This is a genomic window from Ensifer sp. YR511 (assembly GCF_900103045.1).
Classification (GTDB): Bacteria; Pseudomonadota; Alphaproteobacteria; order Rhizobiales; family Rhizobiaceae; genus Ensifer; species Ensifer adhaerens.
The window spans coordinates 351,499-363,139 of record NZ_FNGR01000001.1 but is presented as its reverse complement, the minus strand read 5'-3'; the positions used below and the strand labels follow the sequence as shown (position 1 = coordinate 363,139).

The following is an 11,641-nucleotide window of genomic DNA, read 5'->3' as shown; positions in this document are numbered from 1 at the left end:
CTGCGGTCTTGATCCGCTCTCGCTTGCCACAGGTATCTGTGAATATTCGAAAATTCGCGCATATTAAACACAACGAAATCCTCCGCCGCAGGAGCGGTCACCGTTGTGGATCGAAAGCTCGCAGCCATCCTGGCGGCCGATGTCGCCGGCTTCAGTCGCCTCGCAGCGCTCGACGAAGAGAACACGCTTCGCGCGCTCGACCTTTGCCGGGGGCGGATTGCCGAATTGGTGGATGACCATGGCGGCCGCATCTTCGGCAGTGCCGGCGATGGTCTCGTCGCCGAGTTTCCAAGCGCTGTTCAGGCCGTCCGCTGCGCGGTGGAAATCCAGCGCGGTCTTCTCGATGCGCAGGAACAGCCCCCCGAACGCCACCTGCAGTTTCGCATCGGTGTCAATCTCGGCGACATCGTCGTGTCGGGAGACGATCTGCTTGGCGACGGAGTCAATATCGCCGCGCGCCTGCAGGAGATCGCCGTCCCGTCGGGCATCTGTATTTCCGGGGCGGTGCGCGAACATCTCGACGGCAAGGTGCCCTTCGCGCTGACCAGCCTCGGCGAGCGGACCTTGAAGAACATCCCCCGGCCCATCCTGGTTTTCCGGGTCGACTGGCAAGACGAGATCGCTGTCGGAGGTGGCGTCCTCGACGGGGCGCCGCTGGCCGGTCGCAGCAAGGACCAGCCGTCGCTCGTCGTCATGCCCTTCGACAATCTGAGCGGTCCAGGCGACGAGTACTTCGTCGACGGTGTCGTGGAGGAGATCACTGCGGCGCTCTCGCGCGTCCGGGATTTCTTCGTCATCGCGCGCCAGTCCGCCTTCACCTACAAGGGGCGCTTCGTCGACGTGCGTGACGTCGGCAGGGAGCTCCGTGTCACCTATGTGGTTGAAGGCACCGTGCGCCGCGGTGGCGACCGGCTGCGCATTTCCGTGCAACTGGTCGACGCCGAGACGCGGACCCAATCCTGGTCGGATCGCTACGAGGGCGCAATCGAGGATATTTTCGAGTTCCAGGATCGGATCGCCGCGCAGGTGGCAGGCGCCATTCATCCGGCCATCCGCGATGCCGAGATCGAGCTTGCCAAGCGCAAGCCGCCGGCCAGTCTGCGCGCCTATGATTTCGTCATGCGCGCCTTCCCCAATCTCTGGGGGCGCCGCAGGGATAGCAACAACCAGGCGATCGAACTGCTTCGGCAGGCGATCCTGGTCGATCCCGGCTACGGCCGCGCGCATGCGCTTCTGGCGTGGTGCCATGCCTCGAGCGCCTCCTACCTATGGACCGACCGGCCGGAGCAGGAACTGGATCATGCGCGTTCCGCGATCGAAGGTGCAGGCTCGATCAGCGACGATCCGACCGCTTTGACTGCGGCTGGCGCGGCAATGAGCATCTGCGGCGATCAGGATCGCGCCGCCACCTTTATCGAAAAGGCGCTGGCGCTTGATCCGAACAATGCCTGGGCATGGGCTCGGCTCGGCTGGATCGCGATCTTCACGGACGATCCCGCACGCGCAACGGAGCGGTTCCGGCGTGGGATGACGCTGAGCCCGAGAGACCCGCTCGCATTCAACATGAAACTGGGGATGGCTTTTTCCATGGCCATGCAAGGGGCTCTCTCCGAAGCCATCGCGATCGCCCAGGACGTCGTCAACAACTATCCTGACGTGACCTGGTCCTATCGCCACCTCGCGGCCTGGTCGGCGATGACCGGGGACATGGAGACCGCCCGATGGGCGGCGCAGAAGCTGCTGGCAGCAGAGCCGGGGTTCACGATCGAGCGGTATCGGGCACTGCCCTGGTTTCAGAGGATACCGCAGTGGCAGCATCAGATGGCCGAGGCGCTACGGCAAGCCGGCTTGCCCGAACGTTGATCGCCGCTCGAGGGATATGGGCGTTCCGTTCCCGGCCAGCCTCACGGGATCGAGAAAATGCTGATCTCGTTCGTGATGCCTCTGAGCGCGACATTGTGCGATTGCGGGTTGAGGCCGCGATCGCTGAGCAGGCTCGAGGCGCGCGGATCGTCGAGCACCGAACCGGTCGCAAAGATTTCGCGCGAGCTGGCGAGGTGCTGGACCCGAGAGGCGATGTTGACCGTCTGGCCGAAATAGTCCTGCCGCTCGTTGAGGCTGACGGCGATGCACGGTCCCTCGTGGATGCCGATCTTCAGCAGCAGGTCTTCCGAGCCGCGGTCCTCGTTCAGCTGTCGCATGGCATCGCGCATGCGCATGGCGGCCGCAACCGCCCGGTCCGGCGTCGGGAAGGTGGCCATGACGGCGTCGCCGATCGTCTTGACGACCGCGCCGGCTTCCGCCGCGACGATCTCGTTGACGACACTAAAATGGGTCTTCACCAGATCGAAGGCGGCGAGGTCGCCGACCCGCTCGTAAAGCTCGGTCGAGCCGCGCAGGTCGGAGAAGAGAAAGGTGAGGCTGGTGATCTTCAGCCGCTGGTCTACGTCGATCGTGTCGGTGCGGTAGATGTCGCGGAAGGTCTGGTTGGAGAGCAGCCGCTTGGCGGTCAGGAACGGCCGGCGGCGGCCGAGGATATCGTGCAGCGCGTCGTTGGCGATGCAGACGGAGGGCAGGGTGCGGACATCCGTGTGGTTTTCCACCTGAATGCGCAAGGGACCGGGTTGCATGGTCAGCGCTTCGTCGTGGCGATGGCCGCGGTCGAAGACGAGCGACAGCGTGCGCCGCTCCTTGGTCGGCTCGCCCTTAACGTCGATGAACTGCGCGGCATGGGTCACCGGCTCGAAGATGATGATGAATTCCGCCGGCATCTGCAGCGAGATCACCGCCTTTTCGCCGGGCGGCAATTCCAGCGCCTCGATCATGAAATCGTCGACCTGGGCCTCGTAGCCCTCCTCGGGCAACTCGATGCCGGAGCCCCAGTAGATCTGCCGGAAATATTCGAGCGGCGTCAGTTCGTGCGGGCTGTGGGCCTCGATATGGCGTATGCGCGGGTTCACGGTGAAGGTCACTTCCACCATCTCGTCCAGCGTCGGCTCATAGCCGGCGGCGCAGAGCGAGCAGGTATAGGTGTCGCTCTGCACGGTTTTCAGCGAGGTGTTGGCATCGAGCACGCCGCCGCAGCCGGGGCAAAGCACATTCCAGGAAAGCTCGAAAAGGCCGAGGCGGGAAGCATGCAGGAAGGCGGCGATCGCCTTCTCCTCGTCGAGCCCGTGCTCGGCGGCAAAGGCGAGTGCGTTGATGCGGCCGAGTTTGCGGTCCGGCGCTTCCCGGACAAATCGCTCCAATACGCCGGCGATTTCAGGCTGCACGGTCTGGCGCAGCATATCGAACAGAGGCTGGGCTTCACTCATGCCGGCATCCTACACCGAAAACGGGCGCCGGGGCAGACGGTTTATCGGTGAGGATTGGTCGAGGGGAAAGCGGCCGACCGCCTTCCCGTCATTCGCTACGCTCCACCTCGCCAGCACTCCTCAGGCTACCTTGCGGTCGCGACCGAAGGGATCGCCAAGCACGGACTCCGTGTGCAGACAGGCCTGCCAACCGCTGTTCTCGCGTATCCAAGTGGTGGCGTCGGCGGCTTTCAGTGTCAAAGGCTGCCCGTCCACATCCATCTCTTCCGTCACCGTATAGGCGATGACGGCGACGTCCTCGCGCGGAAAGACCACGCTGACGTCGTCGAGGCGGAACGACTTGAGCTTCCAGGAACGCTCGGCCTGTTCTGCCATTCTGCGATAGTCGTCCGGCGTGAGCACCGCTGCGCCTTGCGCGCCGACGACAATCGAGCGTTCGGGCAGCATGGCCACGGATGCCTCGGTGTCCTTCTCCAGAATGGTTCGCCAGAATTCCTGTTCGAGGTCGATAATCTCCTGTTCGTCGGCATGTGCCATGGTTCGTACCTCCGTTTGGCATACCGGCAGAAGGCGTCAAACCGCGAAAGGTTCCGCCAAGACAGTCGGGTTCAGGCGATCTCAGAGCGCATCTTGATGCCGGCAACAAGCGTGGGAACCGAACAACCGACCACGTCGTTTCCCTGGTCTGGCATCACGGTTGGGACAGGGGGTAGGAACATGACGGCGCTATCGGGAAAATGCCTTTGCGGTCGGGTCGCGCTCTCGGTGCGCGGCGAACCGATCCGGGTCGGCATCTGCCATTGCATGGACTGCCGCAAGGAGAGCGGATCCGCCTTCACCTTCTATGGCATCTGGCCCGCGGAACAGTTTGAATATTCGGGCGAAATTTCGGATTTCCAGGGCCGGTGCTTCTGTTCGCATTGCGGCTCGCGTGTCTTTTCGGTCGACGCGCGCGAGGCGGAGGTCAAGCTCGGCATCCTGTCCCAGGCGCCGACGCCGCTGAAGCCGAGCTACGAACTCTGGGTCAAGCGCCGGGAGCCTTGGCTGCGGCCAGTGGAGGGTGCCGCGCAGTACCAGGAAGATCGCGAACGCACAGGCGACGAGGAGCGGTCCGACACCCGCTACTAGGCCTGTTTCGCTACAAATTCGAATCCCCTTAAATGAGCATCGATTCATGCAGTGAATTGTGCTTTAGATGCCGCCCCCGTCCGGCCGAGGCGTCGTCGGCGAGCGGACGCTGGGGGAGTGAATGTCGGCACGGCCTTCCTTACGAATTTCCACGCCGCTCAACGGACTGCTGGCAGCGCTCGGCCTTGCCGCCGTCGCGGCGCTGACCACGCGCAATATCGGCGCGACGGCGCGGCTCTCGCTGGAGCTGGTGCTTGGCGGCCTCTGGCTTTTCTATGTGCTGCAGCTGGCCGATACGCTCGCCGCCTGGCCCACGGCGGATCGTCGCGCGCTGATGCCGCATCTCGTCATCGATATGGTGGCCGTCGTCGTTCCGCTGGCCGCCTTCCTGTTCGCCGATCCGCGCGACCAGAGCCTTTATTGCGGAGTCTGGCTCTTGAAGCCCTTGCGCCATTCCACCTTCTTCCGGCTGCTCGGCCGGGTGGTGGCGCGCGCCGCGCCCAATCTCGTCGGCGTCACCTCGCTCTTCGGCATCGTGCTCTTCGGCGCATCGCTGGTCGCCTATCTGATCGAGCGCGACATCCAGCCGGACAAGTTTGGCAGCATTCCGCAGGCCATGTGGTGGGCGGTGGTGACGCTGTCGACCACCGGCTATGGCGACGAGATCCCGCAGACGCTGGCCGGCCGGGTGCTTGCCGGTCTGGTGATGATGAGCGGTATCGGCATCTTTGCGCTCTGGGCGGGCATTCTCGCCACCGGGTTTTTCGAAGAAGTGCGCCGCCAGGATTTCGTGCGCAACTGGCAGCTGGTCGCGGCGGTGCCGCTGTTCGAAAAGCTCGGCTCGGCCGCCTTCGTCGAGATCGTCAGAGCATTGCGGCCGCGGGCGGTGCCGGCAGGTAGCATCATCTGCCGCAAGGGCGAGCCGGGCGACCAGATGTACTTCATCGTCGAGGGGCGCGTGACGATTGCAACGCCGTCACCGACGCCGGTCGAGCTCGGCCCCGGCAGTTTCTTCGGCGAGATGGCGCTGATATCGGGTGAGCCGCGCTCTGCGACCGTCACGGCTGCCACAGAAGTCTCTTTGCTGTCGCTCTATTCGGAGGATTTCCAGATGCTGTCGAGCAGCAATCCGGAGATCGCCGAGGTCATCCGCCGGACCGCCGAGACGCGGCGTGGCCGAGCCCCGGAGGCATGAGAAAAGCCGGCGTCACGGCGGCCGGACGTCTCAAGCCGGCACGCCGGTCTCGTTAATTCGCCGGCCGCTTATTAACACCGAAGAAAGCCTTTCTCCTCTAGCATGGCGCCTGCAAGTTACAGCGACTAGGCGGGCATGAAGAACGCGCGGAGCTGTAGGGGGACACTCTTTCACATAGGCGTTCAATGTCATTTTTTGGCGTTTCCGGAATGTATTATTCCGGCGAATCCCTTGCCGAGCACCGCATCGTGCTTGCCGAGGACTCCAACCTCTTTTCCTCGATGGTCTCGAAGCGGCTGAAAGAGCTGTTCGACATCGATGTCATCGTCTGCCGTGACTATGACGATCTGCAGTTCGCCGTCGAAAACGCGACATTCCCGGCCTCGCTCGCCATCTCCAACATCAACCTGCCGGGGGCGGAAAACGGCGAGGCGCTCAACTACCTGATCGAAATGAGCGTGCCGACGGTCGTCTTCACCGGCTCGTTCCAGGAATCGACGCGCGAGAAGATCCTGGCCAAGGAGATCGTCGACTACGTCATCAAGGACAGCGTCTTTGCCGTCGACATGCTGGCAGAATCGGTCTGCCGGTTCCTCACCAACCACAAGCACCATGTGCTGATCGTCGACGACAGTCCGACCGCACGCGCGCTGCTGACGACGCAGCTCAAGCGCTACAACTTCCGCACCAGCTCGGCCGAAAACGGCGCGATGGCGCTGGAGCTCCTCAAGAACAATCCGGACATCGGCCTCGTCATCACCGACTACAACATGCCTGATATCGACGGCTTCGAGCTGACGCGGCGCATTCGCAGTTCCTACGGGCCGCACCAGCTGCGCATCATCGGTGTTTCGTCGTCGACCAACCGCCTTCTGTCGGCGCGCTTCCTCAAGGCCGGCGGCAACGACTTCGTCGTTCGTCCCTTCGTCAACGAGGAATTCTACTGCCGCGTCAACCAGAACCTGGATACGCTGACCAAGATCCGCACACTCAGTGAAAAAGTTAGGGTTCCTGCTTAACCATCAAAGCAGGATGGGTAAAAACCCCTAAGAATTATTGGGTGGGTGCACCAAAAACGCCGCGCACAGGTTGCCGTATTAACGAAATTGCAATCCGAACGGTCTTCAATCCGCCGCAGCAGGAGCGGGGAACCCGGTCACACGGATCACGCCGGCCGAAAGGCCAGGCGCGGCAAGTGGCCGGGTTGAAGATTTCGGGAGCCAGCGTCACCCCTTGAGGGAAGCACGCCTGTGGCTCGAGAGGGGTTGCAGGGACGTGAGATTGCGCCGCACGCCAGGCCGGGTGAATTCTGTGCAGAAGCACAGTGACAAGCGCATGCTGCTTGTCGAAGATTCCCGGATGTTTGCGACGGCGCTGAAGTACGGGCTTGAGTCCGTCCACGGCATTCGCGTTACCCATTGCAACTCGCTGGCGGCGCTGAAGGAAGCGCTGGAGCAGGCGCCGGAGAGCTTCTCGCTCGCCGTTCTCGATCTCAACCTGCCGGATGCGCCCAATTGCGAGGCGCTCGAATTCATCCTCGACAACCAGGTGCCGGCCGTCGTCTTCACCGCGGCCTTCAACGACCATACGCGCGAGGAGATCCTCAGGCGCGGCGCGCTCGATTGTGTCATCAAGCACCAGCCGGAATCGATCAATCTCTTGATTGGCGCCGTCGATCGGGCGCTGACCAACGGCAAGACGACAGTGTTGCTTGCTGATTCCGATGCCGCCTCGCGCAGCGAACTGGCCGGCATCTTGAGGCGCAAGCGGATTTCCGTCTGCGAGGTCGCATCTGCCGCCGATGCGCTGCAGGTGCTTGACAGCGGCGAGGCCGTCGATCTCGTCGTCACCGACCTTGATCTCTCCGACATGTCCGGCGCAGCGCTGCTTGCCGAGGTGGAACGGCGGCGGGGCGACGGCGCGGTGCCGGTCATCGGTCTCTCCGACAGCGGCGACCGGCGTGCCGGCGCCCGCTTCCTCGAAGCGGGCGGTACGGATTTCATTCAGAAGCCCTTCCTCGAAGCGGAGTTCAATGGGCGCATTGCGCAGGCGGCCGGTGTGCAGAAGCGGCTGCAGACGCTGCAGCGGCAGGCGGCCAGCGACTACCTCACCGACCTCTACAACCGCCGTCACTTCTTCGTGGCGGGGCCGCGGCTGGTCGAGCAGTGCCTCAGGCGCGGCGAGCCGACGGCGATCGCCGTGCTTGATATCGATCATTTCAAGCGCCTCAACGACACCTATGGCCACGAGATCGGCGACATCGTGCTGAAGCATGTGGCCAAGCGCCTCTCCGTGCTCGTTGGCGAGGACCATCTGCTCGCCCGCCTCGGCGGCGAGGAGTTCGGCATCCTCTTCAACGGCTGCGACGTGCGGCGCGCCTTCGCCTTTTGCGACGCGCTGCGCCTGGAATTAGCAAAATCCCGCATCGTCGCCGACGACGAGGAGCTGACGATTACCGTGTCGATCGGGCTTGCCACGATCGAGACCTCGGAGGCCTTCGAGAACTACCTGCACGCCGCCGACCAGTTTCTCTACATGGCCAAGCATGCCGGCCGGAACCGGGTGATTTCCGAGTTGGCGCTGCTCGACGCGCTGGCCTCGTAAACTGCCGGGCCAGACCGGCAGGCCCACCCTCGGAAATAATGATCCGTCACCTGTCGGCTTGGAACGAAGTCGATCGTCCTTCGGTTACCGCACATGATCAGGCGGCACGAGGAGGACCAAATCATGACCAATGTCGTTTCAAATCTCTGGTTTGCGAAGGAGGCGCGCCAGGCCGTCGACTTCTATGTTTCGCTCGTTCCCAATTCGGCAATCATCCGCGTCACCACCTTGCCGGCGGAAAGCCCGAGCGGACCGCCCGGCAGCGTGACGACCATCGAGTTCACGCTCGGCAACCAGGAATTCCTGGCGCTCGAAGCCGGGCCCCTCGATCCGTTCAACCATTCCTTCTCGATCATGATCCAGTGCGATACCCAGGAGGAGATCGACCGGATTTGGAACGCGATCAGCGAAAACGGTGGACAGATCGAACAATGCGGCTGGATCCGCGACCGCTGGGGGTTGTGCTGGCAGATCGTGCCAAGGGTGCTCGGCGACATGGTCGCCCATTCCGACCGTGCGCGCGCCAAGCGCGTCACGGAGGCGATGCTCGGTATGATCAAGCTCGATATCGCCGAACTGGAGCGGGCGTTTCACGGCTAGAAGCCGGTTGTCTCGTGGGTGCAGGACCCGCAAGTTATGGAAGCGGCAGGCGGGCCATGCCCCGCCTCCAGCGACGCTCGAGATGCCAGGCACAAGGCCGCCTGCCTGTGCAACCATGGGGCGCTTTTTGGCGCGAAGACATCTACCCGTTTATGAGGGAACCTTTTATAGGATGACAAGGCTGGCCGGCGCGGGGGCACTTGGAAGCGCACTGGCTGTTGGGGGGAGACGACGTGAATTTACAGATGTTTACGAGTGTTGATGGCCGTATCGGACGTCAGGCCTGGTGGTTGACGCAGATCGTTATTTGCATTGCGGCGATAGCCGCGATGTTCGCCGGCGGGGCGTTGTTGGCGCTTTCGGGCGTGGAAAATTATGCCGCGGGCTTCAGCCTTATGCATATGCTTGTCATCTTCATCATCACCGCGAGTTTCTATTTCGGCTTCACGGTCAACACCAAGCGCTGGCACGACCATGGCCGTTCCGGGTGGTGGAACCTTGCGCTGTTCGTCCCGGTCGTCGGGCCGCTCTTGGGCCTCGTCATGTTGGGCTTCCTCGCGGGCGAGGAGGGTGACAACCGCTTTGGTCCGCCGGTCCTACGCTTCGTCGGAGGCGGTGCCGCGTGCTTCGGCCGCGCCGGTCAGTGACGCCGGGCTGTAAGTCAAAGGGCTACGGCGACGTTTGTGTGCGTCCGACAGAACGCGTGTCGCCTTCGGCGTTCATTTTTCGCCCCTGCACGTGCCAAGCGCGTGCCGGTGGCGATGCCGGGCATGATCAAGCCGAATATTGCCAAGATTGAGCGTGCAAACAGCTTTGGGCCCCCGACCGTCGGGCGTCGAGCCTTGCCGGTGCCGGATCGGTCTCGGGCTATGCCGGTCCGCCAGGACGAAGGCCGACCTTTCGGTCGTGCCCCGCAATCGCTTTACTTGCTCTTCTGCGGATAGATCGTTTCGCCGCGCTTCAGCATCTCGACGAAGGTCTCGATCTTCTTTTTGCGCCCGGCTTCGGTCTTCATGTTGTGGGTGCGGAAGGCGAGCGCGAAGCGGTTCTGTGCGCTGAGCTTGCCAAGCATTTCGCGGGCTTCGGGCTCAGCGTCGATCGCCGCCTGCAGGTCGTCGGGGATCTGCATGTCCTTGCCGCTGGCATAGGCGCGGTCCCAGCGGCCGTCGGCCTTGGCGGCATCGACCTGTTTGAGCCCGTGCTCGGTCATACGGCCCTCGGCAATCAGGCGCGCGACATTGTCGACATTGATCTGGCTCCAGATGCTCTTCTTGCCGCGCGGCGAATAGCGCTGGAGGAAACTCCTGTCGTCGTGCCCCTTGCGCACGCCGTCGATCCAACCCCAGCAGAGCACGGCGTCGATCGCCTCCTTGGGCGTGACCGAGGCGAGGCCGGAGCTGACCTTGTGGGTCTTGATCCACACTTCGGTTTCGCTCTGGTGGTGAGCGGCGAGCCAGTCGTAGAAGCTCTGGAAGTCCTTGAATTCGTGAACCTTGGCGGGATCGATCTCCACGGGGGCCATCGTTCGTTGTGCTCCTCGCTCTCCTGAAACGCCGACCATTCAATCCAAAAAAGCGGCGCGTGCAAGCGCCATGACGGCACAAGCGGAAAGTGTCACCAACGAAAAAGGGCGGAGAAGCTCCGCCCTTGTCTGGTCCGTCTGATCTGCCGCTTATCGCGCCATCTGCAGCGTCAGCTTGCGGTCGGCGCGCTCCTGCTGCGGCGAGCGGTTGTAGAGTTCGCGATAACACTTGGAGAAGTGCGAGGCGGAGACGAAGCCGCAGGCTACGGCCACTTCGACCACCGGCATCGACGACTGGATCAAGAGGTGCCTTGCGCGATCGAGGCGGATTTCGAGATAGTAGCGCGCAGGCGAGCGGCCCATTTCCTGGCGGAAGAGACGCTCGATCTGGCGGCGGGAGAGATCGGCGCCCTCAGCGATTTCGAGCAGCGAAAGCGGCTCGGCGAGGTTTGCCTCCATCAGTTCGATGATGGACAGCACCTTGGCGTTCTGCACGCCGAGACGGGCGCGCAGCGGCAGGCGCTGGCGGTCATGGGGCCCGCGCACGCGATCGGTCAGCGCCTGTTCGCAGACGCGGTTGACGAGGCTCTCGCCGAAATCCTGGTCGATCAGGTTCAGCATCATGTCGAGCGAGGCGGTGCCGCCGGCGCAGGTGTAGATGTTGCTGTCGATTTCGTAGAGGTCGGCATAGACGTCGACCTGCGGGAAGCTTTCGGAAAAGCCCGGCAGGTTTTCCCAGTGGATGGCGCAGCGCTTGCCGGTCAGAAGACCGGCCGACGCCAGCACATGGGCGCCGGTACAGAGGCTGCCGACGGCGACGCCGCGGTTATAGACCTCGCGCAGCCAGGCATTGACCGACTTGTTGTTGAAGTCCTCGACATAGATGCCGGAACAGACCAGCACCATCGAGGGGCGGTTTTCGCCGCCGAGAAACTTGCGCTCGTCTGCAAGCGACGAGTTGACCTCGAGCGCGATACCGCTCGACGACAGGACCTTTTCGCCGTCGGACGATGCGAGGCGCCAGGAATAGGCCTCGTAGCCGAGCATGCGGTTGGCGATGCGGAGCGTTTCGATCGCCGCCGAAAAGGGCAGCATGGAAAAGTTCGGCACCAGGAAGAAGACGAGAGAACGCTTTTTGGTCAGTGGCTTGTTCATGAGGCTTCCCATGCTTGGCGATGCGGTATATTCGTCGCTTGGAAGATACTCTTCGGCTTGTCTGTTTGCGACATTCGCATGGATAGCAGCGACCGCAAAGAGATTTCGCATTGCGACATCGCG

The 11,641-nt window shown here is 63.0% G+C and carries 11 protein-coding genes; 7 read left to right on the top strand and 4 right to left on the bottom strand.

Going from position 1 to position 11,641, the window contains the following annotated elements; translation table 11 throughout:
- Nucleotides 1-105: 105 nt before the first annotated feature.
- The gene (locus tag BLU15_RS01755) at nucleotides 106-1,863 is read left to right on the top strand and encodes an adenylate/guanylate cyclase domain-containing protein (protein WP_090294048.1); all 1,758 of its coding nucleotides are present in this window, start codon (nucleotides 106-108) and stop codon (nucleotides 1,861-1,863) included.
- Nucleotides 1,864-1,904: 41 nt separating this feature from the next.
- Here BLU15_RS01755 and BLU15_RS01750 read toward each other — a convergent pair whose 3' ends face one another.
- Both BLU15_RS01750 and BLU15_RS01745 read right to left on the bottom strand, forming a co-directional pair.
- Entirely contained in the window at nucleotides 1,905-3,314 is a 1,410-nt protein-coding gene (locus BLU15_RS01750) for an adenylate/guanylate cyclase domain-containing protein (RefSeq protein WP_034788105.1), read from the bottom strand.
- A 120-nt stretch (nucleotides 3,315-3,434) separates the two neighbouring features.
- Nucleotides 3,435-3,851 carry a nuclear transport factor 2 family protein gene (locus BLU15_RS01745; RefSeq protein WP_034788108.1) on the bottom strand — a complete coding sequence of 139 codons (417 nt, stop codon included), beginning with the start codon at nucleotides 3,849-3,851 and terminating at the stop codon, nucleotides 3,435-3,437.
- A 180-nt stretch (nucleotides 3,852-4,031) separates the two neighbouring features.
- Here BLU15_RS01745 and BLU15_RS01740 point away from each other — a divergent pair, with 180 nt between their 5' ends.
- The 6 genes from BLU15_RS01740 to BLU15_RS01715 all read left to right on the top strand — a co-directional run bounded on the left by BLU15_RS01740 (nucleotide 4,032) and on the right by BLU15_RS01715 (nucleotide 9,488).
- Nucleotides 4,032-4,442, top strand: a complete 411-nt coding sequence (locus BLU15_RS01740; RefSeq protein WP_090294046.1) for a GFA family protein — start codon at nucleotides 4,032-4,034, stop codon at nucleotides 4,440-4,442.
- Between the two features lie 121 nt (nucleotides 4,443-4,563).
- Nucleotides 4,564-5,637, top strand: coding sequence for a cyclic nucleotide-gated ion channel (locus BLU15_RS01735; RefSeq protein ID WP_034788119.1), 1,074 nt, complete (start codon nucleotides 4,564-4,566; stop codon nucleotides 5,635-5,637).
- A gap of 185 nt (nucleotides 5,638-5,822) precedes the next feature.
- A complete protein-coding gene (locus tag BLU15_RS01730) occupies nucleotides 5,823-6,656 on the top strand; it encodes a response regulator (RefSeq protein WP_034788121.1) in 834 nt (277 codons plus the stop codon).
- A 292-nt stretch (nucleotides 6,657-6,948) separates the two neighbouring features.
- Entirely contained in the window at nucleotides 6,949-8,241 is a 1,293-nt protein-coding gene (locus tag BLU15_RS01725; protein WP_226020692.1) for a GGDEF domain-containing protein, read from the top strand.
- A 123-nt stretch (nucleotides 8,242-8,364) separates the two neighbouring features.
- On the top strand, nucleotides 8,365-8,841 hold the full coding sequence (locus BLU15_RS01720) for a VOC family protein (protein WP_034788525.1): 477 nt from the start codon (nucleotides 8,365-8,367) through the stop codon (nucleotides 8,839-8,841).
- Between the two features lie 200 nt (nucleotides 8,842-9,041).
- A complete protein-coding gene (locus BLU15_RS01715) occupies nucleotides 9,042-9,488 on the top strand; it encodes a DUF805 domain-containing protein (protein WP_143034191.1) in 447 nt (148 codons plus the stop codon).
- Nucleotides 9,489-9,763: 275 nt separating this feature from the next.
- Here the strand turns inward: BLU15_RS01715 and BLU15_RS01710 are convergent, their stop codons facing one another.
- Both BLU15_RS01710 and BLU15_RS01705 read right to left on the bottom strand, forming a co-directional pair.
- Nucleotides 9,764-10,363 (bottom strand): YdeI/OmpD-associated family protein, encoded by a 600-nt coding sequence (locus BLU15_RS01710; protein ID WP_090294043.1) that lies wholly within the window; start codon nucleotides 10,361-10,363, stop codon nucleotides 9,764-9,766.
- A 150-nt stretch (nucleotides 10,364-10,513) separates the two neighbouring features.
- Entirely contained in the window at nucleotides 10,514-11,518 is a 1,005-nt protein-coding gene (locus tag BLU15_RS01705; RefSeq protein ID WP_034788530.1) for a GlxA family transcriptional regulator, read from the bottom strand.
- Nucleotides 11,519-11,641: the final 123 nt, after the last annotated feature.